At 34.3% G+C, this 26,939-nt stretch carries 19 protein-coding genes and 1 tRNA gene; 5 read left to right on the forward strand and 15 right to left on the reverse strand.

The window, feature by feature from the left end; all coding sequences use genetic code 11:
* Positions 1 to 7: 7 nt before the first annotated feature.
* The 9 genes from pgmB to FS935_RS15925 all read right to left on the reverse strand — a co-directional run bounded on the left by pgmB (position 8) and on the right by FS935_RS15925 (position 15,695).
* Entirely contained in the window at positions 8 to 676 is a 669-nt protein-coding gene (pgmB, locus tag FS935_RS15885; protein ID WP_146949634.1) for a beta-phosphoglucomutase, read from the reverse strand.
* 9 nt (positions 677 to 685) lie between these two features.
* On the reverse strand, positions 686 to 2,974 hold the full coding sequence (locus FS935_RS15890; RefSeq protein ID WP_146949691.1) for a glycoside hydrolase family 65 protein: 2,289 nt from the start codon (positions 2,972 to 2,974) through the stop codon (positions 686 to 688).
* 313 nt (positions 2,975 to 3,287) lie between these two features.
* Positions 3,288 to 5,513, reverse strand: coding sequence for an alpha-galactosidase (locus tag FS935_RS15895; RefSeq protein WP_146949635.1), 2,226 nt, complete (start codon positions 5,511 to 5,513; stop codon positions 3,288 to 3,290).
* A gap of 110 nt (positions 5,514 to 5,623) precedes the next feature.
* Positions 5,624 to 8,671, reverse strand: a complete 3,048-nt coding sequence (gene lacZ / locus FS935_RS15900; protein ID WP_146949636.1) for a beta-galactosidase, LacZ type — start codon at positions 8,669 to 8,671, stop codon at positions 5,624 to 5,626.
* 193 nt (positions 8,672 to 8,864) lie between these two features.
* Positions 8,865 to 9,689 (reverse strand): carbohydrate ABC transporter permease, encoded by an 825-nt coding sequence (locus FS935_RS15905; RefSeq protein WP_146949637.1) that lies wholly within the window; start codon positions 9,687 to 9,689, stop codon positions 8,865 to 8,867.
* Positions 9,682 to 10,605 (reverse strand): carbohydrate ABC transporter permease, encoded by a 924-nt coding sequence (locus FS935_RS15910; protein ID WP_146949638.1) that lies wholly within the window; start codon positions 10,603 to 10,605, stop codon positions 9,682 to 9,684. The genes FS935_RS15905 and FS935_RS15910 overlap by 8 nt, the downstream gene beginning before the upstream one ends.
* 152 nt (positions 10,606 to 10,757) lie before the next feature.
* Complete coding sequence (locus FS935_RS15915) at positions 10,758 to 12,053, reverse strand: ABC transporter substrate-binding protein (protein WP_146949639.1); 1,296 nt, start codon at positions 12,051 to 12,053, stop codon at positions 10,758 to 10,760.
* 303 nt (positions 12,054 to 12,356) lie between these two features.
* Positions 12,357 to 14,123 (reverse strand): cache domain-containing sensor histidine kinase, encoded by a 1,767-nt coding sequence (locus tag FS935_RS15920; RefSeq protein WP_146949640.1) that lies wholly within the window; start codon positions 14,121 to 14,123, stop codon positions 12,357 to 12,359.
* A 15-nt stretch (positions 14,124 to 14,138) separates the two neighbouring features.
* Positions 14,139 to 15,695 carry a response regulator transcription factor gene (locus FS935_RS15925; protein WP_146949641.1) on the reverse strand — a complete coding sequence of 519 codons (1,557 nt, stop codon included), beginning with the start codon at positions 15,693 to 15,695 and terminating at the stop codon, positions 14,139 to 14,141.
* Positions 15,696 to 15,887: 192 nt separating this feature from the next.
* On the opposite strand from FS935_RS15925, the gene FS935_RS23455 reads away from it, so the two are divergent.
* Positions 15,888 to 16,031, forward strand: a complete 144-nt coding sequence (locus FS935_RS23455; RefSeq protein ID WP_158638624.1) for a hypothetical protein — start codon at positions 15,888 to 15,890, stop codon at positions 16,029 to 16,031.
* 398 nt (positions 16,032 to 16,429) lie between these two features.
* A complete protein-coding gene (gene yhbH, locus FS935_RS15930) occupies positions 16,430 to 17,605 on the forward strand; it encodes a sporulation protein YhbH (protein WP_146949642.1) in 1,176 nt (391 codons plus the stop codon).
* Between the two features lie 415 nt (positions 17,606 to 18,020).
* On the opposite strand, the gene FS935_RS15935 is transcribed toward yhbH, so the two are convergent.
* From FS935_RS15935 to queG, 4 genes are all read right to left on the reverse strand, one after another.
* Positions 18,021 to 19,916: a PrkA family serine protein kinase gene (locus tag FS935_RS15935; protein WP_146949643.1), complete on the reverse strand. Its 1,896-nt coding sequence runs from the start codon at positions 19,914 to 19,916 to the stop codon at positions 18,021 to 18,023.
* A 527-nt stretch (positions 19,917 to 20,443) separates the two neighbouring features.
* Positions 20,444 to 20,926 carry a tRNA (uridine(34)/cytosine(34)/5-carboxymethylaminomethyluridine(34)-2'-O)-methyltransferase TrmL gene (trmL, locus tag FS935_RS15940; protein WP_193559369.1) on the reverse strand — a complete coding sequence of 161 codons (483 nt, stop codon included), beginning with the start codon at positions 20,924 to 20,926 and terminating at the stop codon, positions 20,444 to 20,446.
* A 90-nt stretch (positions 20,927 to 21,016) separates the two neighbouring features.
* Positions 21,017 to 21,919, reverse strand: coding sequence for an amidase domain-containing protein (locus tag FS935_RS15945; RefSeq protein WP_240050924.1), 903 nt, complete (start codon positions 21,917 to 21,919; stop codon positions 21,017 to 21,019).
* 153 nt (positions 21,920 to 22,072) lie between these two features.
* Entirely contained in the window at positions 22,073 to 23,212 is a 1,140-nt protein-coding gene (queG, locus tag FS935_RS15950; protein ID WP_146949645.1) for a tRNA epoxyqueuosine(34) reductase QueG, read from the reverse strand.
* A gap of 223 nt (positions 23,213 to 23,435) precedes the next feature.
* On the opposite strand from queG, the gene FS935_RS15955 reads away from it, so the two are divergent.
* The gene (locus tag FS935_RS15955) at positions 23,436 to 24,104 is read left to right on the forward strand and encodes a B3/B4 domain-containing protein (RefSeq protein WP_146949646.1); all 669 of its coding nucleotides are present in this window, start codon (positions 23,436 to 23,438) and stop codon (positions 24,102 to 24,104) included.
* Between the two features lie 217 nt (positions 24,105 to 24,321).
* Here FS935_RS15955 and FS935_RS15960 read toward each other — a convergent pair.
* Positions 24,322 to 24,395 (reverse strand) — tRNA-Gly (locus tag FS935_RS15960).
* 330 nt (positions 24,396 to 24,725) lie between these two features.
* Here FS935_RS15960 and FS935_RS15965 point away from each other — a divergent pair.
* Positions 24,726 to 25,085: a hypothetical protein gene (locus tag FS935_RS15965; protein ID WP_193559370.1), complete on the forward strand. Its 360-nt coding sequence runs from the start codon at positions 24,726 to 24,728 to the stop codon at positions 25,083 to 25,085.
* Between the two features lie 134 nt (positions 25,086 to 25,219).
* Here the strand turns inward: FS935_RS15965 and FS935_RS15970 are convergent, their stop codons facing one another.
* Positions 25,220 to 25,498, reverse strand: a complete 279-nt coding sequence (locus tag FS935_RS15970; RefSeq protein ID WP_146949647.1) for a hypothetical protein — start codon at positions 25,496 to 25,498, stop codon at positions 25,220 to 25,222.
* 179 nt (positions 25,499 to 25,677) lie between these two features.
* Here FS935_RS15970 and FS935_RS15975 point away from each other — a divergent pair, with 179 nt between their 5' ends.
* Entirely contained in the window at positions 25,678 to 26,889 is a 1,212-nt protein-coding gene (locus FS935_RS15975; protein WP_146949648.1) for a two-component system sensor histidine kinase NtrB, read from the forward strand.
* Positions 26,890 to 26,939 lie beyond the last annotated feature (50 nt).

Genomic DNA, 26,939 nt, shown 5'->3' on the forward strand with positions numbered 1-26,939 from the left:
ACATCCATTATCTATTTATAAATCTTTCTGTGATCTCATTATACGACAGCTCTGCTGTTGTTTGATAAACGATATCTGCTGTTGAAAATTGATTCTTTGGTCCAATCGCAACCGCAAACATCCCTGCAGATTTTATGGATTCCACTCCAGCAATAGCGTCTTCAACACCTATACAATTATCCGGTTGAACATTTAGTAACTCTGCTGCTTTTAAGAATATTTCAGGATCAGGCTTACCCTTCTTTAAAGCATTAACATCTACTATGACATCAAAATTCTTCTTTAAATTAAGTGATTCTAAAACTGCAGATGCATTTTTACTAGCAGAAGCTAACCCTAAACCTAAACCAGCTGACTTTATTTCAATAAGTAGCTCCTCAATTCCTGGTAAGATATCAGCCGGTGAGATTTTCTTTATTAATTGTACATAATGCTCATTTTTTTTCTTAGCTAACTCTTCTTTTTCTTCATTGGTAAACTCTGTTTCCTTATTTCCAAATTCAAGGATTTTTTCAAGAGAATCCATTCTTGATACACCTTTTAACTCCTCATTTAATTCTCTAGAAAAAGTTATCCCTAATTCATCAGCAAGTGTTTTCCAAGCCAAATAATGATATTCGGCAGAATCTGTAATTACACCATCCAAATCAAAAATAAATGCTTTAAGAGTACTCATCACAACCCCCTAATTTGATATTTTTACTGTTTTGTCTTTTCCCTTATTTAACAAAAGCTCATCATTAAAAAGTTTTACCTTTAGATCTTGTCCTTCAAGAAGTGTCAAAGTAACATCTTCCTTATTTACCTTTACAGAAATTCTCCTTTGTAAGTAGAACAGTGTAAATTCATAGTGTGACCACTGAGCTGGCAACGATGGACTTAACGATAATCCTGTTTCCTTGATTCTCACTCCTCCAAAGCCATGGATAATTGACATCCACGTTCCACCCATATTGGCCATATGCAAGCCATCCTTTGTATTACCGTGAGTATTATCTAAGTCAAGTCTGGCAGATTCCATAAAGTAATCATATGCTTTCTCTTTATAGCCTACCTTCGCTGCCATAATACTAAAGATTGCAGATGATAGTGATGAGTCATGCGTTGTTATTTTTTCATAATAATCATACGAGTTCTTAATTGTGTCATATGATTGTTCATCCTCTAAAAGAAAGTGCCCAAGAACTGTATCCGCTTGCTTGCAAACTTGATAACGATATAAAGTTAAAGGATGAAAATGTAGTAATAATGGAAACTTATCTTTTGGTGTATTCTTTAGATCCCATACATCTTTTTGTAAAAATGTATCATCCTGTGGATTAATTCCTAAATCAGTATCAAAGGGAAGATACATTTTTTCTGCTGCCTGCTTCCATTGGTCTGGCTCAGTATCCAACACATTTATTCGTTCCTTCAGTTCTTCTAGAACAGCTTTATCTTTTTCTTTTACAAGATTCCAGGCAATTTCCGCCCATTTTAAATTATGCTTTGCCATAACATTTGTATAATAGTTATTATTAACAAGACACGTATACTCATCAGGACCTGTTACATCATCGATACGGAATGTATCATGATAATAATGTCCAGTATCGATCCAAAGTCTTGCAGTTTCAATTAATAGCTCTGCACCGTATTCAATCATAAATTGTTCATCTTTTGTAGCTAAGTAATATTGAATTGTGCTGTAAGCAATATCAGCACTTATATGATATTGTGCTGTTCCTGCGGGAAAATAAGCAGAGCATTCCGAACCAGAAATTGTTCTCCATGGAAATAGTGCTCCTTTTTTATGACCCATTTCTTTTGCACGCTCTTTTGCACCATCAAGAATCGAATAACGATAAACAATCAAGCTTTTCGCTAAATCAGGTTTTGTTAATAAAAAAACAGGAATCATGTAAATTTCAGTATCCCAGAAGAAATGCCCTTCATAACCTTCACCAGAAAGACCTTTGGCAGCAATATTACTATATTTATCTCTTCCTGCTGATTGCAATAAGTGATAAAGATTAAACCTAATTCCTTCTTGAAGCTTTTCTTCTCCACCAATTTTTATGTCTGCAACCTGCCAGTATTCATCAAGATATTGCTTTTGCTCATCAATCAACGTATTAAAATCTATTGTTGCTAGGCTCTCATGAATAGCTTTTCCTTTTTTAATTAAGTCATTTTCATGTCTTAATGTATCTGTATATACATTGTACTTAGTTAAAGTGATAGATTCTGTTAGCTCAAATGAGTATGTAACATCAATAGATTTTTCCTTTACATCAACTTCCCCAACAACCTTATTTGATCCAATTGATAGTTGGTGTTTTGTTGCACATGCTGTTTCTAAATTAGATGTTCCTGTTTTATCTACTACAAACATCATATTTTCGTCATATCCTACATTTCCAACAGACAATAACTTTGCATGTCCTGCAGAAACACGTGGATCGTTCCGACTAACATAATTTGATACATCACCATCTACTTTAGAGACAATCTTAACTGTACCTGTAAAATCAACAGGCTCAATCAACAATTCAATGGCAAACAGCTCTCTTATGTGAAAAGATACAAGACGCCTAAAACGTAATTTAACTTGCTGTCCTTTTTTTGTTTTATAAGTAATCACTCTTTCTGTATAGCCTTTGTCCAAATAAAGAAATCGCTCAAAGGAAATAACTTCACCTTCAAAGAGGGAAAAACGTTCTCCTTCAAAGTAGATTTCAATAGTTTGGGCATCAATATTATTCACCAACTTTTGCTGTGTTTCAGGAAAAGCGTATAACTTCTCTCCATAATTAATTTCAGTAATATCATGAAACGCGTTTAAATATGTTCCACGAATGGAATTCATCTCACTACCATAACCTTCTTCAAAATTACCACGTACACCGATATAGCCATTAGCTAATGAAAATAAACTCTCTAAATTCAAAAGCTCTTGCTGAGACAACTCATTTCTACTAATTGTCCATGTCACTTCATTCAACTCCTCTTCGTAAAAACGAATAACGATATCCATTATTGTAATGTTAATTGTTTTAAAACCTCTAAAATAAACAGTCCTTATTATAGCTTTACACTTGATATAAAATGCAGATATTAACATCAATAGTTTTAGAGAAACGCCTCATTTTATTCATTAAATTAAATTCTAAGAAAAGTTGAGCTTAAAAATACTTAAACAAACGTTTAATTAAAATGATTTATGTACTATATCCTTGCATTTTCTTACACTTTGAAAAAGATAAAGAAGAGGATCGACTCATTTGAGCCGACCCTCTTTTCACTTATTACTTGCCTACTAAATAAAAGACTTCAGATTGATAATCTCCTCCACGTTTTGCAAATGATCCATTTGCTCCGTTAAATTCTGTTGGTAAAGGCAATCCACGATACATTAATTCATCACCATAGAAGCCCTCTTTTTCTTCATTAACTTGATAAAGTAAATTCTCATTTAATCCTTTTAAAAGAAGCACTTGTTCTTTCTTTGGATTTGCATCTGCAAGTACTTTATACCAGCCAACCAATGCCTCTTTTTTATTCTTTGAAGTAATCATCCAAGCTGTTTCATTATTTTCAAACGGATTTTTTAATCTAATAAAATCTCCATCTCTAATCAGCTTACGATGCTTCTTATAAAATTGAACTTGCTTCTTAATGACACTTCTTTCTTCATCACTTAATTCGAGAGGATTTAATTCATAACCAAATGTTCCGAAATATGCTGTATTCGCTCTTGTCTCAATAGGTGTGTTGCGTAATGTTTGATGGTTTGGTACAGCTGAAACATGTGAACCCATACTATAAATTGGATACACTAATGAAGTTCCATACTGGATTTTTAATCGTTCAACTGCATCTGTATCATCACTTGTCCAGGCTTGTGGTGCATAATAGAACATACCTGGATCAAAACGACCACCACCACCTGCACATGATTCAAATAGAACATCTGGGAATTCCTCAGTTAGCTTCTCATATAGAGAATACACCCCTAATATATATCGATGGAAAAACTCTCCTTGTTGATCTTGACTAAGTGCTTGTGAAAAAGCATCCGTAATGTTTCGATTCATATCCCACTTTATATATGAGAGCTTTGTTTTCTTAATAATGCCCGCCATCTTTTCATATATAAAATCTACTACTTCGTGTCTAGAAAAATCTAAAACTAATTGATTTCGACCAAGAGTCAAATGCTCTCCTTGTCTACCTACAACCCAGTCTGGGTGATCATTATATAATTGACTGATTGGATTGATCATTTCAGGCTCAAACCACAAACCGAATTTCATATTCAATAAATCAATTTTATTTGATAATGATTCTAGTCCATTTGGTAATTTAGCTTTGTTTTCAAACCAATCACCAAGTGATGAAGTATCATCATTTCTAGCTCCAAACCAGCCATCATCTAATACAAATAACTCAATTCCTAATTCTTTAGCACTTTTCGCTATATTCACTAGCTTTTCTTCGTCAAAATCGAAGTAAGTTGCTTCCCAGTTATTTATTAAAACAGGTCTTTCCTCAGTTTTCCACGGATCACGTATTAAGTGATTACGATATAAATCATGGAATGCTTGACTCATTCCATTTAACCCTTTATCTGAATACACCATCACTACTTCAGGAGCTTGAAAGCTTTCTTGCTCTGATAGCTTCCATTTGAATTGATGTGGATGTATTCCCATCATTACTCTTGATGTTTGATAATGATCAACCTGGACTTGAGCTAAAAAATTGCTACTATAAACAAAATTAAAACCATATACTTCATTTTCATGCTCTGTTGTTTCTTTTCCTTTTAATGCAATAAACGGATTATCATGATGTGAACTTGCTCCTCTAATACTAGAAATCGATTGAATTCCTTGAACAAGCTGACGTTCTTTAATATGTCGTTCTCTTGACCAAGTTCCTGATAAATGAATCATAGAATAATCATCATCAGGTAAATCAATCGAGGCACTCATTAACTTTTTAATAAAGATTGGGTCATCACCGATATTTTGCATTTTCACATTTCTTGTTATCACTGGATAATGATGAAAAATTGTATATGATAAATAAACCTTCGCCATTATCTTTTTATCTACTAACGTTATTGTTAGAGTTGTTGCTTCTTCTTCATTAGCATATGTTGCTGGAAGTCCCTTCAATTTAGGCTTTCCACTAGTCACTTCATACCCTTGGTAGGTAAATTCATTTCCAATTCGACCATCACGTGTTTCAACTTCAATTGCCGCTTCTCGAAAATCTCCTTTTCCTGCAACAGGAAACTCTTGTCTTGTTGTTTCTAGTGAAAATGCCGGATCTTCTTTGTAATAATGACAGCTAGCTGGAGTTGGAATAGAATTAACCTGAAAATGAGAAAAATCCTCTCGATGTCTAATTGCCTTACCATAATATAACTGACCTAAGCTGCCATTTTTCAAAACATGAAACAGATAACTGATTTCTCCATTTGTTAAATGAAATTGTTGTTTCTCTTCATTAATATGTAAATACACTTTATCCAACTCCTTTGTGATCTAAAAATTCTACTAACAAAAAATAAAGAGCTTGAACAAACCAAGCTCTTTTCTATTGTTTTTTTAATCCTTCTGTAACTTTCTACTAATCAACAATTAACGCGCTGGATTAAGAACTCAAACTCCATATCTTCATTCGCTTTAAGCAAATGCTCGTCATGTACTGGAGCACCCCAGCTATCATCGCCACCTACACCCATTTGCTTTCCTGCAACAGTTATTACAGTGTAATGAACATTTGGTAACTCATAATGATGTGTAGCATTTTCTAATTCAAAAGCTGTGTAAGGAGAAACATTACACTCAACTGGATCTCCGACAGATGATACTTTTATTCCATCTCCATACTTGCTTGTCACACTTAGTTGACGGACACCTGTACGATTTCCTGATTCTTGTGGATTCAAGTAGCCAGAAAGATTATCTGTAACAGTATTCTTAAAGATACCAAGACGCGCTCCCATCGAACGATCAGAATAGTTTTCCTCTGGCCCCATTGCATACCATTCTAGCTGATCATATTTTGCTGGAACTTTAAAGGATAACGCAAAGATCGGTAATTGTGGCAAATCTTCTGCACCATAATAAGATGATTTAACATGTATGCTTCCATCAGAGGTAACTGTATAATTCGTTTTCACCTCTAATTTTGCAGAAACAGAAAATTTATACGTAAATATAACCTGTACTTTATTAGCTTCTTGCTTTAACTCAATATTTGTACATTTTCTCGCTAAACTTGCAGCATACCAGCTTCCTGAGTTAAATGTTTGAGCAAAGCCACGATCATTATCAGTAGTTGCTCTCCAAAATAGTGGTACAGGTGGATATGCGATCATTTCTTTGCCTGAATAGTTAACAGAAACTAAGCTACCTACTTGCTTTGAAAACATAATCGTGAAATCTCTACCATGTACTCCAATATTTACATCACCTTCAACAACTCTAAATTGGTCACTAGATGAAGCGATTGGATTTTCTACTTTTTGTTTTTCCATAATAAACTGACCGAAAGCAACTTCATGTCCAGATTGTGCCCAAAGCGGATTTTCCTGCAATTTAAGTGCAGCATGTAAGCAAAATTCACCAGAGTTTTGTAATACCTTTTCTGGTAACTCAAATTCAACTCTCTCTTTACTTTGAGGCTGAACAACTACATTACTTCTATTTTGATAAATTTCTTTTCCATTAAGCAACAATTTATACTCTAAATAATAATCTGATGTATCAATAAAAAGATTATCATTGGTAATCAAGACACCAGATTGATTTACATCAAGCTTTACATTTTGATATAAGAATTTCACTTCCTGCATTTTTGGAGAAACTTCTCGATTCGCATAAACAATTCCATTTGTACAGAAGCCATAATCTGTTGGTCGATCCTCAAAATCTCCACCATATGCTAAAAACTCTTTACCATAACGATCTTCTTTTATAAGTGATTGATCAATATAATCCCAAATAAATCCACCTTGATACATTGGGTACTTATCTTCAAGTTCTGTGTAATAATTCATTCCACCTAAAGAATTTCCCATCGCATGCATATATTCACAACTTAAATAAGGCTTTTCAGGATCATCATTTAAATACTTTTCTATATCAGCAGGCTTGGCATACATTCTACTTTCCATATCACTTGTGTCATTATAGTTTCGGTCATAAAACACTCCTTCATAATGCACAAGGCGACTATCATCAACTGATTTAAAGTATTTTGTCACATTCAAAATAACTTCTCCTGCATATGATTCATTTCCACAAGACCAAATCAAAATAGATGGATGGTTTTTATCTCGTTCAAACATAGATATAGCACGATCTAGAACAATATCCTGCCACTCTGGCTTATTACCTGGAATATTCCAAGAAGGCTCAACAGCACCCATCTTTTGCCATGAACCATGTGTTTCTAGGTTCATTTCATCTATCACATAAATTCCATATTCATCACATAACTCATACCAATAGCTTTGATTTGGATAATGAGAAGTACGAACAGCATTAATATTGTTTTGTTTTAATGTTTTAATATCCCATAGCATATCTTCTTTAGTAATCGCACGTCCGCTTCGACAATTGAATTCATGACGATTGACACCTTTGAAAACAATTCGTTCACCATTTAATTTCATAATCTTATCTACCATTTCAAACCTTCTAAAACCAACCTTTTGAGGAATAACCTCTACTAATGCACCAGATTCATTGAATAATTGGATATATAATTGATAAAGTGTAGGCTCTTCTGCACTCCATAGCTTTGGTTTGTTAACTGTCATAGAGAAGCTAGATTCTTCCCCTTCAATTGAAGCTGTTGCAGATTCTATCAAATTTCCCTTATGATCAAATAATTCAGCAACGACTTTAGATCCACTATTTGCAGACAATAGTTTCAGGTCAGCTTTAAGTGTCCCATCCGTAAATGTTTCATCTAACGTTGCTTTTACATTCGTATCAAATACGTGAATCTCTGGAACAGTATATAGGTATACATCTCTAAAAATCCCTGAAAAACGCCAGAAATCTTGATCTTCAAGCCAGCTGCCAGTGCTTCGTTGATACACTTCCACCGCTAACTTATTTTCTCCTTCCTTTAAAAAAGGAGTAAGCTCAAACTCTGCTGGTGTAAAGCTATCCTCACTATAACCAATAAATTGACCATTCAGCCAAACGTAGAATGCTGATTCAACACCTTGAAAAGATATAAAAACAGGCTTTTCCTTCATATTTTCAGGAACATTAAAATACTTTACATAACTCCCAACAGGGTTTTGATCAGTAGGAATTTCAGGTGGACGGATATCATTATGACCATCCCAAGGATACATTGTATTCGCATATTGTGGTTTGCCATGACCCTGTAATTGAATATGTCCAGGAACACGAATATCACCCCAACCAGCACAATCAAAATCTTCCTGATAAAATGACACTGGTCGATTTACAGGATTAATCGCATAATTAAATTTCCATTGTCCATTCAAGTCATATCGCATTTTCATAGAAGAAGCTGACTTTGCCTCTGCTAAAGTTTCATAATAAAAGTGATCTGAATGTGCAGGAAGACGGTTTACTGCAAACACATTCACATCTGTTAGCCAATCAGTAGTTGGATTAAGGTTAGTTGTCATCAAGATCACGCTTCCTCTCATTGTTCTGATTTTGTTCTGGGTTAATCATTAATCGAATAAATTTCATAATTGCTTATTAATAAAAAAACGAGGACCTATAGTATTTAGATACCTTTGTCTTGTAAAAATATCTTTTTAGGCTATCGATCCTCAGATAATACTTTTATTATTTTCTAAGATCCTATTATATTAATTACTTCACTGACCCCATCATTCCTGCAACGAAATGCTTTTGCATAATGAAGAAAATAATAGCCGCTGGTAAAGTCGCGATAACAATCGCCGTCATGATTACACCAAAATCAGGAGCATAGCTTGATCCAAGGTTTGAAATTAGCAATGGAATTGTTTGATTTTCAGGAGATTGCAATACAACTAGCGGCCATAAATAATTGTTCCAACTAGCCATAAAGGTAATAATTGCAGCTGCTGCATATGTTGTTTTCATAGTAGGGACATATATTCTAAAGAAAACACCTAACTCACTTAATCCATCAATTCGACCTGCTTCAAGAATATCCTTCGGAAACATTTTTGTGCTTTGACGGAAAAAAAAGATAAGAAATGCTGTTGTTAATGTTGGTAATACTGCTGCCGTTAATGTATCAATCCCCATGAAAGGAACAGTTTGAGAAATAGTACCGAACATGCGGAATAATGGAACCATAAGTGCAGCAAATGGAATCATCATCGATAAAAGTAAAATATTAAAAACAACATCTTTTGCTTTACTTTTATAAATCTCAAATCCATATCCTGCTAGTGAGGCAATTAATAGCGATAACAGTGTTGTAGAAATTGAAATCTTGGCCGAGTTCATTAACGCTGGCACAATGTCAACTGTATTCATTAGGTTATTAAAATTTTCAATGAAGTTGGTCCCTGGCAATAATCTTCCTTTTGTAACATCGACTGACTTATTTGTTGCTGATATAATCATCCACAAAAACGGAAAAATTGATACAATACTCGCAATAATTAACACACTATAGCTAAATATGCTTTTCATTTTAGTCATTTCGATCACCTGCCACTTTAAACTGAATAATAGAGAAAATAACGATCATAATTACAATTGCATAGGATACGGTCGCTGCATACCCAAAGTCTGGTGTATATTTAAATGAAAGGTTGTAGATATATTGTGAAATTGTCATGGTTGCATTACCAGGACCACCTCTTGTTATATTCATAACTTCATCAAATAATTGAAGCGTACCAATTGTAGAAGTGATTGACGTAAATAAAATAATAGGCTTTAACATAGGTATTGTAATTTTAAAGAATTGCTGAAAAGCAGATGCTCCATCCATTTTTGCGGCTTCATAGATTGAATGATCAATGTTTTGAAGTGAAGAAAGATAGAAAATCATATTATATCCAGTCCAACGCCAAGTAATTGCAATTACGATCGCCATCTTGGCCCAAAACGGATCAGTAAGCCATTGTATTGGCTCGGCAATTAAAGAGAGTTTCATTAACATCATGTTAATAATTCCATCTAATCCAAATAAGTATTTGAAAATAACCGAGTATGCTACAAGAGATGTTACACATGGTAAGAAAATTGCTGTACGGAAAAACCCTTTAAATTTTAAGCTTTTATTATTTAAAAGTACTGATAAAAATAGAGCTAATAAAATCATGACTGGTACTTGAATAAGTAGATAAATAACTGTATTCTTAACTGCTGTTATAAAAGTTGGATCTTTGATTAACCGAGCATAGTTATCAAATCCTGTAAACGTTAAATTTGTACCGGTGCCTGATTGGAAAGACATAATTAGTGCATGCGCCATTGGATAGAAATAAAATAAGAAAATTAATAGTGACGCTATAGTAATAAAAGACCAGCCAATTATTGTACTTTTATTAAAGACTTTCCTCTTGGTATAAGAAAAAGGTGCATTTTGATTCGTTTTTGCCGATATCATTTCAAGTCAACTCCTTAACTTGGTCAATATAAGATAAGAGCCTTGGAGACACATTGCTACTTCAATAAGTAATCCTTATTTTCAGAAGCAGATGTGGTTCCAAGGCTTTGCTTCTCATACTATTTCTAAGATGAGAAGATTAGTAGGAAATATTACTGAAGTTGTGCTTCAGCTTGTTGTTGTGCATCTTCTAGCACTTTATCAAGGTCCTTACCGTTAAGGTAGTTTTGCATTTCAACAATTAAAATATCATCGATTGCATATGTGTGCAGACCATAATTAACTTGTGGAATTTCTTCTACCCATTGCGAGAAATCCGAGATAATTGTTTGACCTGCAAAGAATTCATCTGCTGCTTTATATTCTTCTCCACCAGATGCAGGGATGTAAGTTCCAATTGCACCTATTTCTGTTACTAAATCTTGGTAGAAATCTACATTTGAACCAAATGTTTTCGCTAAGAAATCAGTCGCTTCTTCTTTACCATCAACATTAAGTACATACCATGAACTACCACCTAAGTTAGAAGCATTTACAGAACCTTCTACGTCTGGAAGTTTAGGTTGTGGTACTACTGCCCATTTACCTGATTGTGATGCTTCAGCCTTAATTGAAGGAGTGATCCAGTTTCCTGTTGGAACCGATGCAACCTCACCACTATTAAATCCTGCTAAGAATTGGCTCCAATCAGAGATTGGGTTTACAATGTCAGCATCTAACAATGCTTTATACATTTCGAAAGATCTTTTAAGAGCTTCGTTACCAGCAATAATTGGTGTTACACCATCTTCTTTTAAATACCAAGCGCCAGCAGATTGCATCATCATACGAATTAAACCTTGGTCGTTTGGATCAAGTGATAACATGTTTTTACCAGTTACTTCTTTGACTTTTTTACCAATTTCAATGTATTGGTTCCAGTCGATACCCTTTAAATCATCAAGCGTATATCCTGCTTCTTCTAAATAGTCCGTTCTAACATATAAGCCTGTTACACCAGTATCAAATGGTAAACCATAATTTTTCCCATCTAAACTAGTAGGTGCAATTTTATATGATGCAAAATCATCCACTACATATGATCCTGTAATTTCGTGGAAAGAATCAGGATATGCTTGTAGGAAACTTTGCGCACGATAATCTTCAATTAACACGATATTTGGTAATCCTTTTGTTGTTCCAGAGCTTAAGCTGGTATTTAATTTTTGGATTATATCAGCTTGTGCATTCTCTACAATTTTAATTTTTAAGTCTGGATTTTCAGCTTGATAAGCTTCTTTTGCAATATTCAAAGCTTTAATATTAAAGTTAGGGTCCCATGCCCAAATTGTAATTTCTTTTGAGTCTGATGTGTTCTCTCCTTCAGATTCTACAGTCTCTTTTGATCCTGAAGAACATGCTGCCAAAACCATCATACATGCCATCAGTAATACGAGTAGCTTTTTCATAAAAATACCCCCATTTTGTCTGTGTTTTTTTGTAAGCGTTATCTTACTTACAGGTATAATGTTAGCATCTATATGTCTATTTTCTTTAGGACAATATTTTTAAAAACTTGTGATATTTTTATAGATGTATACGCTTTCAACATTTTTGATTTGTATTTATTTTAGATAATAGTATTTTCTTTATTTTATTGGTCAATTACAAACTAAAAAGGCTTTGAAAAAACAGGATGCCAAGCCTCCAATATGTCAATTAGCGTGGAAGCTTGGCAGTTATTCAAAATAAAATTTCTGTTACAAGAGCAATTATTTTACATTAATAGGAAGTGTTATTTTTATTCTTGTACCTTCTCCTAGTTTGCTGTCTATTGAAACTCCGTAATTATGACCGAATAAAATTTGTATCCTTTCATTCACATTTCTAACACCTATACCTGTGAAATGTTGCTTTTTACGTTTTGTTTTAGGAAGCTTGCTTTTTGACCCAATATCCATTCCATCGCCATTATCCATAACCTCACAAATTAACGTATCTTGTTCTTTCCATACCATTACATTTATAAAACCATTGGTTTTATGGTTAAATCCATGAAAAAATGAGTTTTCAATAAACGGTTGTAAAATAAGTTTCGGAATTTCATAGTGCAAACAATCCGGTGCAAGTAAATAATTTACTTTAATTCGATCACCGTATCTTTTTTGATTAATAAGAACATAATTTTTTAAGTTTGTTATTTCTTGTTCAACAGTGATTGTCTCACTAACATTACCGATTGTATTTTGAAGCAATGAGATGAGGGAATTAATCGTCTCTTCCGCCTCTTCTCTTCCTCCCTGCTGTACCATAAATTTAATTGATGTTAATGTGTTATAAAGAAAATGTGGATTAATTTGTTGTTGCAGAGCAGCAAGTTCTGCATTACGTTTTTGCTTTTGAAATAATACGAGTTGCTCTAAATAATCATTCAGTTCGTCAAGCATAGAATTAAATGCTTTCCCTATTTGTCTTGTTTCATAAGTTCCTGTTACAGATACATATTGACCAAAGTTATATTTGGACGCATCTGCAATTTGTTTAACCAACTTAGATAGTGAATTCGTCATTCTTCTTGAAATTAGAAACACTATAATAAGTGCAACTACAACGATACATATACAAATTAATACAATTTGTTTTTTATTTATTAAATCACCTATAGCTGATTCTCTATCAATTAAGTTAAATAGGTACATATCAAGAGAAGGTAAGTATTCCATAAAAATGATTTGGTCTGTACCCATGAAATTTCCAATAAGGTATCGATCATCGTTTTTTTCTTTTGTGTAACTCAATAGGTCCTCAGCTTTATCACCAATTAAACCAGACTGATTACTTGATACGATAATACCAGTTTTATCTAAGATAAAAACATTGTTTCCCGTACTTGTATAGCTATTATAGAATTTTCTAAATTCACTTTCCTGAATGGTAAAATACATCATTCCATAAATACTACCTGATATTCGCTCCATTAGTGGTTTAGAAGCAACTATAAATTTAGCATCCCCTGCCATAGCAGTATATTCAGTTCGTTGATCATATTGGTAAATTAACCTCTTAGGCTGCTCCAACGAATTTTTAGTAATACTATGTTCTTTTAGCTCATCATCCGAGATTGGCCAATAAGTACGATTTGTCGCATAACTAATTCCATTAATACCAGTGATCAGTATCTCTGTCTCATAGGCATCCACATTTGATTTTGTTCGCTTCATTTGCTCACCCATTTGAAAATATGCTCTCATCTTTTGTGCATTACTTTGGTTTTCTGTCATTATTGTTCTAAGTTTCCCACTTTGAACAATATTGTTCGACGCGAGAACAATTGAATAGTTGTAGGATTCAAAGCTGTCTTTTATTTGATTCATTACTTTCGCATTGGTAATACTGAACTTATCAATAAAAAACGTCTCTGACATACGAAATGTTGTCCATGTAATGATCACTGAGACAGAAATAATACTGATCACACTTATTAGAAACATAATAGCAAATAACCCATTATGCCTAAAATGATCGGGTAAATGTTTCATAGGGTATCACATCGCTTATTTCAATTTTTGACTTCTCCTATATTGGCTTGGAGATACTCCCTTAAGTTTCTTAAAAACTTTGCAAAAGTAACTATGATCCGAATAACCTACTATTCCACTAATTTCAGATATAGGAGTAGATTCTCTATTTAGTAGTTTAGCCGCTTCTTCAATGCGTATTCGATTTAAATATTCATTAAACCCTTCTCCATTATGCGAAGTAAAATAACTTGATAAATACGAGGGATTAAAATGAAAATGATTGGCAACTCCAGTTAAATTAAGCGGTTCTGCATAATGGTCTTCTACGTACTCTAAGATCATTTTGATATTGGATCCACCGCTCTGATTTCCCTTCGCTAAGATGCTTTTCTTAGCCTTTTCAATAAATTGTTCTAACTGCTCAACAACTGCACTTGCAGAAGTAGCTTCATCTATAGAATTAAAAAGTGTAAATTTAGCATTTTCTAACTCTTCCACGTCATAGTCCATATTGCTTAAGAGTATGGTTATATTAAAAATAATGTTTCCAAAAAATGACTTGAACTCAAAAATATCAGTAGTAAACCCACCAGATAAAGCCTTAATATGGTCGTTTAAATAATTAAAGGCAGCATCAAAACGTTCATGCTTAAAATCATTTGTAAACTTGTCCAAATTAAATGAAGCTACTGGTGGCACTTCTTTTGGTTGATTTTTTTCGGTCAGTAGCTTAGCTTCAGGAAAGTAAAAACGGTATTGTAACATTTTCTTAATCACAGAATTATATTTATTTCCTATTTGACTGAAATCTTTAAATGAGTCTGTAATAAGTATAGCAACTTCAGAATCTTCTTTTAATAGTTCATCTGCTAACGTTAAACAGCCAATTAAGTCCTTTTCCTCTAAATTAACCAAGAATACGCTTACATTCTTTTCACTTGTATAAGGTTGAAAAACAGTATCTCCCATCATTATTTCAATCTTATTCTTGATTCTTTTCTTAAGTGAATCAGAATCAGATAAATTGTTAGAGAAAGAGAGACTTCGTGTATCTACCACTAATAAGCAAAAACAATCAACTGGAAAAGCTTTTCTAATAAGTTGCGCATCATACTCAGTTTCAAAACCAGAAAGAAATTTATCGATAATATGCCCTATATTCAACGAAAGATTAGTTTCTTCTTTACTGGCTTGTAGCGACGAAATTCTGCTTGCCACAGTTGTTAATACGTTCAGTAAGTTTTCAGCATCTAGCTTAGGTTTTAAGATATAGTCTACCGCACCGCTTTGAAACGTTGATCTCACATAATCGAACTCTCCATAACTACTCAAAATAATAACTTCTATGTTTGGATATTGCGCTTTTACAATTCTTGTTAACTCTTCACCGTCCATAATCGGCATAACAATATCAGTAAGAATAATGTGTGGATTTGTTCGTTCAACCATCTCCAGTGCTTCCTGACCATTTGAAGCTTCACCAATAATTTGAAAACCTTCTTGTTCCCATTGAAGATAATGCTTTATCCCTTGTCTTATTAGCTGTTCATCGTCAACGATTAAAATTCTACATAGTTCACCCGATTTCAAAGCAATCCCCCCCTAAGTGATGTAGACTTTATATATTTTATTTATACTTCATTATACACATGAATAGCAGAATGATGGAAAGAAGAATCGGTCTATAAAAAGAAATAATACTACCTAGTGAGTATTATTCCAATGTTTTTCAATAAAAAATTTCGGGAATAATATTCTCAAACGAGTTACGAGGTGAATTTTATGAAAAAAATAGAAAACACAATGGTTCGCAATATGAAGGATTTAAAGGAGCAATCAAAAATAATGGAAAACATGAGTACAAATCAACAAATAAAACAAAGTGAGCAAAAGCCTGATCCTATCCAATATACTTCTAAAAAGTAGAAAGAATGAAAAGGATGGCTCCTCAAGAGTGTCTGACATGTCCTAAACAAGACATTCCGTCAAAATCATGTTTAATAGGATCAAGGTGGTGTTAAAGCACTATTATAAGTCATTCATGTTTTTAGCTATCCCTCATCCTAAATTCCTCAAAAGGACTTGTCTCATTTTTAACAATTCCACGATAATTTTCTAAATTATTTGTCAATAAAACAAAACTGCTGCATAGGATAAAGTAATCCACAGAATTTCAAACAGTTCTTGGTCCCAATTTATTCATCCACGTTAATGTATGCGTGAAGGTCATGAAATGTGACAGTTTTTTTCATTTAGGAATTATTTTTTTGATTTAATTGATCAAGCTACTGAAACTAACTAAAATCTGGAGGGGGAATTTTAATATGACGGGTAAAGAACAAACAAATTTTGTTATTTCACAAGAAGATTGGACCCTCCATCGTAAAGGCCAGGATGATCAAACAAGACACCAAGAAAAAGTTCAGGAAGCTATTCGCAACAATCTTCCAGATCTTATAACAGAGGAAAGTATCGTTATGTCAAATGGAAAAGATGTTGTGAAAATACCAATTCGTTCACTTGACGAATACAAAATTCGCTATAACTATGATAAAAACAAACATGTTGGTCAAGGTGATGGAGAAAGTGAAGTCGGAGATGTTGTTGCAAGAGACGGATCTCAGGCTGATGCAAAAGGACCAGGTAAAGGTCAAGGAGCCGGGGATCAAGCTGGTGAAGACTATTATGAAGCAGAAGTATCCATATTAGAGCTTGAAGCAGCCCTTTTCAAAGAATTAGAACTACCTAATTTAAAACAAAAAGAGCGCGACGATATTGTGATTGACCATATCGAATTTAATGATATAAGAAGAACCGGATTGATGGGGAATGTAGATAAAAAAAGAACAATGCTTTCTGCATACAAACGTAACGCAATGGCAGGAAAATCAAAGTTCCATCCAATCTATCCAGAGGATTTAAAATTCAAAACCTGGAACGACACAGTCAAACCTGATTCAAAAGCAGTTGTTATTGCGATGATGGATACTAGTGGCTCAATGGGTCTTTGGGAAAAGTACATGGCTCGCAGCTTCTTCTTCTGGATGACAAGATTTCTAAGAACCAAATACGAAAAAGTTGAAATTGAATTTATTGCACACCACACAGAAGCAAAAATTGTTACTGAGGAAGACTTTTTTTCAAAAGGAGAAAGTGGTGGAACAATCTGTTCATCAGCATATCGTAAAGCCTTAGAAGTTATTGATGGCAAATACAACCCTTCACGATATAATATCTATCCTTTCCATTTCTCAGACGGTGATAACTTAACCTCAGATAATCCAAGATGTGTTAAACTAGTCGACGAGCTTATGAAAGTCTCTAATATCTTCGGCTACGGTGAAGTCAACCAGTATAACAGACATTCAACCTTAATGTCCGCTTATAAAAATATCAATGATGAAAAATTCCGCCACTATATCCTCAAGCAAAAATCAGATGTTTTCCAAGCAATGAAGAGCTTCTTTAGAAAAGAAGAAGAAAATAAGATGTACGCTTAACTAGGAGAGGGAAAGATTTCCCTCTCTCTTTTACATAATAATCACTTTGCACGTCATTCTCTTATCTTTGCGAGTCATCCTCACACTTTTACCCGACCATCTGCCACTATTTCCATGCCATTCACCACTTTATCGACCATCAATCTCACTTTGCACGTCATTCTCTCATCTTTTCGAGTCATCCTCACACTTTTACCCGACCATCTGCCACTATTTCCACGCCATTCACCACTTTATCGACCATTAATCTCACTTTGCACGTCATTCTCTTATCTTTTCACGTCATCCTCACACTTTTACCCGACCATCTGCCACTATTCAACGTTATACGCTTCTAAACAAACTGACCTCTTCTTCCACCAATATACACAAAAAAAGCTGACAAAATTTCCGCCAGCTCCCATTCCCTGATACATTATCTATTTAACAAACTTCCCACATATCTTAGTAATTCATTAGCAGATGATGAATTATAGCCATGCTCATCGATTAAGCGTGCAACAACTTCGTTCACCTTCTTAAGCTGTTGCTCGTCTGGAGTTTTTGATGATGTTGTGATTTTGACAACATCCTTCAGATCCGCAAATAGCTTTTTCTGGATAGCTTCACGAAGACGTTCGTGTGAATTATAATCAAATCGCTTCCCTTTACGTGCATATGCAGAAATACGAATTAAGATTTCTTCACGGAACGCTTTCTTCGCATTCTCTGAAATTCCAATTTGCTCTTCGATTGAGCGCATTAATTTTTCATCTGGATTCATTTCTTCACCTGTTAATGGATCACGAAGCTTGTTTTTATTACAATATGCTTCAACATTATCAAGGTAATTATCCATAAGTGTTTTAGCAGATTCCTCATAAGAGTATACAAATGCTTTTTGCACTTCTTTCTTTGCCATATCATCATAAAGCTTACGTGCCACAGATATGAAATTTAAGTATTTTTCACGATCTTCATTTGAGATCGAAGCATGTTGATCCAATCCTTCTTTTAACGCACGTAATACATCTAGTGCATTGATTGAAGGAACTTCCTTACGGATAATTGTTGAAGAAATCCGGTTAATCACATAACGTGGATCAATTCCTGCCATACCTTCATCATTATATTCTTTTTGTAATTCATTTACATCTACAGAGTTGAAGCCTTCAACATTTTCACCATCATATAATCTCATTTTCTTCACAAGATCAATGTCACCGCGTTTTGGTTCTTTAAGGCGAGTTAAGATTGTGAACATTGCTGCCACCTTTAATGTATGTGGAGCAATATGAACATCAGAAACATCGCTTTCACCAATCATTTTTTCATAAATTCGTTCTTCTTCAGTTACTTTCAAGTTATAAGGAACAGGCATTACGATTATTCGAGAATGGAGGGCTTCATTTTTTTTGTTGGAGATAAATGAACGATATTCGGTTTCATTTGTATGTGCGACAATCAGTTCATCTGCAGAAATAAGTGCGAAACGACCGGCTTTAAAATTACCTTCTTGTGTTAATGAAAGCAAATGCCATAAAAATTTCTCATCACATTTTAACATTTCTTGGAACTCCATCATTCCACGATTGGCTTTATTCAATTCACCATCAAAACGATATGCTCTGGGATCTGATTCTGATCCATATTCTGCAATCGTTGAAAAGTCAATGCTTCCAGTTAGATCCGCAATATCTTGTGATTTTGGATCAGATGGACTAAATGTTCCGATACCAGCACGTTTATCTTCTGATAAGAAAATTCGTTCTACTCGAACATCCTCTATACGTCCACCATATTCCTGCTCCAACCTCATTACATTTAATGGAGATAGATTCCCTTCAATACGAATGCCATATTCATCATAAAAATCTTCTCGTAAATGATGTGGAATTAAATGTAATGGATCTTCATGCATTGGACAGCCTTTAATCGCGTAAACTGCACCTCGATCTGTTAATGAATAAGCCTCAAGTCCTCTTTTTAACATTGTCACAAGTGTAGACTTACCACCACTTACTGGACCCATCAGTAACAGAATTCGTTTTCTTACATCTAAACGTTTGGCAGCTGGATGGAAATACTCCTCCACTAATCTTTCTAATGCATCTTCTAATCCATATAGCTGATGATCAAAAAACTTATAACGTCTTTTGCCATCAATCTCTTCAATCCCTGCATCTTTAATCATATTGTAAACCCGCGAATGGGCTGATTGGGCAACCCAAGGTTTTTCCTTAACAATATCCAAATACTCTACGAAGGTACCTTCCCACTTTAAACGTTGCTCATCTTCCCTGTACTTTTCAATCTTTTTTAAGATATCCATAAGGACCTCCTTCATCATTGGTCGAACTATAAACTGCACTTGCAGATTAATACACTTTATGCGAGGATGTCCTTTAACATTCGTTTTACATGACAAAAAGCAGATAAACAACAAAAATTTTCTTTGGAAAATATGTTGCACATTCACATCACATATGGTTTAAGGTATAATAAAACTAGTTATTAAAGGGATGCTATACATACAGTGAGACTTTTCTCACAACTGGTTAAAGGATAGCTCCTTATGTACTTGAATAGATTTATTTTAAGGAGGTACAGCAATGAACTTTTTATTAATTTTAGGTGTGAGTTTAGCGTTCATAACTGCAATCTTCACTGCAGGTTATGATAGTAAGCCAGGTGTAAAAAAATAATAAGTCAAAAGAATAAAAGAGGGTCAAACATCACAATGTTTGACCCTCTTTTTTGGGAACTCTTTTCTAGTTAGTAAAACGATGTCTTCATCACAAAAGTTTATCATTTTTATAAAGGTTTTTAAAAAGCAAAAGATTACTATAGTAGCCCTTTTTATGATAACCCAGGATAATTCTGTTGTCTTAATGCTTCATATATCAATATTGCAGCTGTGTTTGATAAATTTAATGAGCGAACATGCTCAGTCATTGGTAAACGTAAGCACTTATCCATATTTGCTGAAATAAGATCCTTCGGAAGTCCAGTTGTTTCTCGACCAAATACGAAAAAATAGTCTTTCTCCACATCACTATAATCAAATGTAGTATGTGGTTGTTGACCAAATTTCGTTAGGTAGAAAAACTCTCCTGATGAATATGTTTCAAATAATTCCTCTAAAGAATCATGATAAATAACATTAACATGCTCCCAATAGTCCAAGCCTGCTCTTTTTAACATCTTATCATCCGTAGAAAATCCTAATGGACGTATTAAGTGAAGAGTTGTATTTGTTGCTGCACAAGAACGTGCAATATTCCCAGTATTTGCAGGGATTTCTGGTTGATATAATACTACGTGTAAAGCCATAATAGTCACCTCATCTATTTCTATAAAAAACGGAGCAATAATGCCCGTTCACTTAATTTGGGTTATTCACCCACTTTTCTACAAAACATTATACCATTGTTATTTTGAACTCGTATCATCTAAAATTCGAAAAAATGCATACTTAATGTTCGGAGTGTATGCTGATGAATCTTCATACGCCCAATATCTCATTCGACTATTATAAGTTTGTGCATTTACCAAGGGCATATTCTCAGGATCCTTTGCCACAACAAAAGTTGTATGATCAAACCGGCCATCACCTTGGAAATCATAGCAAATAACATCACCAGGCTTTAATTGCTCTGCGTCTGTAACCCTCTCAGCGTGTAATCCAATTTTAGAGTTTTTAAGAAAGCTTGTCATCGCATTTGCGACTGACCAGCTAAAGCTCCAATTATTATTTTGCATCCACCAACCATTTGAGCGATTTGGATAGCCACGCATTTTGGCATTTCCAGCATGTAAGCATTGAGAAACAAAATTTGTACAATTCACATCAAAATTTTTATATTTAGGATTTTCATCATTCCACCATCTCTCAGCATATTGTACAGCTGCAAGTCGGTCATAGCTAAACTCCTCTTTTTCTCTTAGGTCATGATCACTCACTTCTACTAAAGACTGATTTCCCTCGCTTCCATTAAAGATTTCAATTAATTGATCATCAATAAGCTCATCATGGTAAAATGTCGCTTTTCGATGATCTATTCTTTCTTCTATATAAAAGAAATCCTTTTGCTTGTTCAACCATTTATAATGGCAAAAATATAAGGCCTCCTGTAGATTATTTGCTGTTATCTCAACACTTGAGATCTTCACCTCTGCACTACCTTTGACTATTTCAGCATTACGCTTTTCATTTGAAAGATATCTACGTTCCAGTGCATGTAATTCTTGATTATTGCGGGTATTTTTAATTAGCTTCTTATTTACAAGCATTTCTAATTTTGCTTGATTCAATTCTGACAGAATTTGCTTCAAAATCAATCACCACCATCATCATGTATTACTACAAGATATATGACTTTTAATGAGAATTAGTCTTGCGAAACGCAGATTGTTCTAAGAAGTAGAAGAACTCAGAGTTTTAGAGCAATAAAAAAGGCAGCACTCTATTTATAATAGAAGCTACCGTCAACTTGTTTCATGAAGTAATGCTAAACCTTTTTGTATTTCCTCTTTTACCTGTTCATCCTTCTCCTTTTCAAACGCCTTTAGAAGCTCAACTTCAGCAGAAGCATCTCCAATTTTCCCGAGAGCCCATGCAGCTGTACCACGAATGACAGGTCTTGGATCTTGATGAACTAACATTATTAAGTCTTGCGTAGCAGTTTTATCTTTAAAATGTGCTAGAGCTAATATAGCATTTCTTTGAAGTGGTTTTTTTCCTCGCCACGAACCAGAAATATGTCCATATTTCTCTTTGAATTCACGGTTACTAATCGTTAAAAGAGGCTTCAATTTTGGCTTTGCTATTTCAGGATCAGGCTCCATTTCTTCATGAAAATGAAAATCCTTTCCTTTGTTAATTGGACAAACAGTTTGACAAGTATCACAGCCATAAATTCTGTTACCAATTTTCGTTCGATATTCATCAGCTAAAAAGCCCTTCGTTTGAGTTAAAAAGGCGATACATTTTGATGAATCAAGCTGACCTGGTTGAACTAGAGCACCCGTCGGACAAACGTCGATACATTTACGGCAGCTTCCACATTGATCTTCCATAGGTTGATCTGGTGGGAAAGGGAAATTTGTAATCATTTCTCCTAAGTAAACATAAGAACCAAACTCAGGGGTTATAATCGAACAGTTTTTTCCACTCCAACCAATACCAGCTCGTTCTGCAACTGCACGATCTGATAATTCTCCTGTATCCACCATTGATTTTAGTTGAATATCAGGTATTCTCTTTTTTAAAAACTCCTCTAGCTTCTTTAGCCGATCTCGTAAAACGGTATGATAATCTTGTCCCCAAGAAGCTCGACAAAAAATTCCACGTCGATCTTCTTTAGTGCTTTTAGGAGCATCTTTAAGCTTTGAAGGGTATGCAAGAGCTATTGAAATAATCGAACTTGCTTTTGGCAAAAGCTTCACAGGTGTAACTCTTTTTTCGATATCAGGTTCTTCAAATCCTGATTGATAGCCAAGCTCTTGTTGTGTTATTAACCGCTGCTTTAGCTCTTCAAACAAACCTGCACTTGTAAAACCTATTTTATCTATACCAATTTCTTTACTATATTCAATTACTTCTTGTTTAAATTGTTCAATGTTCATACTAGTTCCTCCCTTCTCTTTAAATTGAAGTTTTACTATTAATAATTTGAAGAAACCGCACTGTATTAAGCTTGGTCACACTTTTCTCGACATGAACAACGTTACCTCTAAACAAAAATATCACATTAGAACATTCTTTTTAGAAGCTAGACGAAGCTCAGGTGACGAAATATCACTTCTACTATGGTAAAATAACACCACTATAGTTGTGGAGGTTTAAATAATGGAAATTGCAATCGATCATATATTAAAGGAATTAAGTCCAGACTTTAAGGTTGGTGTTGTCCATTATAAAGATATTCAAGTATCAGATTCACCACAAATGCTTAAAGGAAGACTTCATTTGTTTCAGGAATCCCTTTATTTTGATTATGTTGATAAAAAAGTCACTGAAATCCCAGCAATAGCTGAATGGAGAAAATTATTTAAATTAGTAGGAGCTGATCCAAGTCGTTATCGACCATCTAATGAAGCTTTATATCGTCGAGTACAAAAACAGCAATTTCTTAGTAATGTGAATTCAGCAGTTGATCTGAATAATTTTCTTTCTCTTCAATATCAGCTTCCTCTTGGAATTTATGATTACGATAAACTGTCAGGTGATACGGTTACAATTAAAATTGGGACAAGCAGCGATTCATATACCGCCATTAATGAACGTGATATAACATTATCAAATAAAATACTTACTCAAGACGATATTGGAGCATTTGGCAGTCCATATCTCGATTCTAAACGAACCGCTGTAACATCCAGCACTGTCAATGCAATTCATTTTATTTATTTTCAGCCTTCATTTCACAGTGAAGAAGCTAATCAATTATTACAAAGTTTATCAAAAATGTTCACTCAAATCCATGGAGGAGTTAGCAATTATAGCGTTATCACTTAATTGTGAAGGGCTTATTCTATGATTGTCGATTTTCCCCCATACAGGAATTTGTTATGCCCAAGCTTTACCTAGAAAACTTCTGGTACATGAACCAGTGGAATAACCCATTTACAATTAGTGGTCACTATTCTATTTTGAAAATATATGGTTTGAAAAATTAAAAAACGCAATGCCTCGTTTATCTAAGAAACGAAACACTGCGTTGTAACCATATGTATGGAGCGGGTGAAGGGAATCGAACCCTCATCATCAGCTTGGAAGGCTGAGGTTTTACCACTAAACTACACCCGCTTAGGATATGTAATTGATTATAACAAGGCTTTTGAAAAGAAGCAAGATAAAAAAAGAATTTTGTCGTTTTTTGTCGATAAACCTAAAAAAAATCACTCCCTTAGTATATTACTCTTCTAAAGGATAATCAATAGCTTTCTTCATATTTATTATAATTTAGTAATTTGCATTCCTAGTTCTCATCTATTTACAAAACTTTAACATAAGATGATTCTTGTCATTTCATCTAACTATGGACATTAGCCCATTCTGCAAAACCTCATTCCCATTTTAATAGGTAAATACATATAGTACAGTGAAACATTAACATTTGGGAAGGATGAATGACTAATGACATATAGAACAGAAAGAGCACCCTTTGGATATGGCGGCGGATTTGGAGGATACCCAGGCGGTCCTGGGGTAAGTCCTTTTGGTGGATATAATTATGGTGCTGGCTATGGTGGCTACCCTGGAGCTGGTTACGGTGGTGGATACGGTTATCCCGGAACAGGCTTTGGTGGTGGATACGGTTATCCTGGAGCTGGATACGGAACTGGTTATGGTGCAGGATACGGTACCCCTGGATTTGGTGGCTATGGTGGTGGCGTAGGACCACTAACAACTGGATTATTAGGCCTAGGTGCAGGATTACTCGGTGGAGCAGCTTTAGATGATGGTCCATTTAATCGTGGCTACTATTATAGATAATAATTAATCAGCAAAAGGGGCTACTTTCTGGCCCCTTTTCTACTATAATATATTCGTTTAAATACCATAATAAATATGAAAATGGTTCCAAGACTTTCCCCTTTTACGATATCCTCTCTTTAATAAAGCACCTTCTAAAAAAAGCGAAGAATACCTACAACAACCGCTGCTACACTAATCCCTGTTCCAACAATCCACTTCGTTAGCTGTAGCTGACTTTCATATATTTTTTTGTCCATTTCTTTTTTTGTCACATATTCTTTTTCTGTTAGTATCTTATCAACAAGTGCCCTCACATCATTTTCATCTAAGGTATTTGAATGATGATCTTCGAAGTTCTCAAGCTGATATTCTAACTCTTTTACTGTAAGCTCTAATTCTTTGAGGCCAACTTCGAATTCTTTTTCCTTCATAATTCCGCCTCCTTTTAATACCCCTTCTTCTATCATATTCACGAGTGAGTATTTGTGATAAAACTTGTATCATAACTATTCAAAAAAGTAATTATCTAACCTAGTAAATGTAAAATTGTGTAGCGTATAATATTAATTAGAAAAGAGCAATCATTACTGTTAACATAAGGAGTCTTTAAATGACTAGTAACGTTTCAGACGATAATGAACTTGAACAACTAAAAAAAGAGAACGATTTGCTTCGCAGAACACTTGGGCAGATTAAAGGCACTTTTACATATCACGATCAACAGCTTGGTTTAACTGTGAAGAAAGATGAGAAACAAAACATCGAAATAACAAAGATGGACAACCATCTTCTAAGCGACTATGGTGGCCTAAAAGAGAGCGAAGGTTTTTTGCCGGCTATTCTTGATTTTGTTCCACATCATATTGTCTTTGTCGATGCTAAAGGAATCATAACTTTTTGTAATCAGCAAGCTGCAAAGGATTTGAATGTTGAAAGAGATCAAATAATCGGAAAGCATATACGAGAGTTACTCCAAATCCCTGATGAACAAATTGCTGTACTTGAATCAATCAAATCAGGAACAGAATTAAAAAACAAAGAAGTGTTAGATATGAATTATGGAATAATAAACACAAGGATACTATGGAATCCTGATGGCTCTATAAAGAGAGTGATTGGCACATTTTATTTTTTAAATGTGATTAAAGAAGCTGAAAAACAAGCTTTAGCAGGAAGAATTGCTGCTGGAATTGCTCATGAAATTAGAAATCCCTTAACAACTGTAAGAGGTTACTTACAGTTTCTAAGTGAAAGTGATGATAACGAGCATACTAAATTATTTTCAAATTTACTTATCCCTGAACTGGATCGTGCCAATAAGATAATTAGTGATTTTTTAAGTATTGCAAAACCAGCCCACACTAAAACGAAAGAGCTAAATATCTATGAATTTTTGACAGAGTATCTTGGGAAGTTCCTTAAAAGTGAAGCATTATTATATAATGCCAAGTTACACTATGAGCTGCATCCTTTAACAAGGAAGCTCTCAATAAAAGGTCATCAAGATGAATTGCTTCAAGTATTTATGAATTTACTACGTAATTCAATGCAAGCAAAGAATCATGCACCTTTAGAAATTACAATTAAAACTACTGTTAGAGCTCAACATATTCAAATACAATTCATTGATAATGGAATTGGAATTCACACGTCAATTTTATCTCATGTATTTGACCCTTTCTTCTCAACAAAGGAAGAAGGAACAGGATTAGGATTATCAGTATCCAGAAAAATTATTGAAAATCACGGGGGAACAATGACTGTAGAAAGCGATGTTAATGGAACACAGTTTTCAATTAGTCTACCTATTTATAATGATTGATTACATAAAAATATAAATGCGGCTGGGATATAAGTATTTAAGCTAGTGAT

Source organism: Metabacillus litoralis (assembly GCF_007994985.1).
Taxonomy (GTDB): domain Bacteria; phylum Bacillota; class Bacilli; order Bacillales; family Bacillaceae; genus Metabacillus; species Metabacillus litoralis.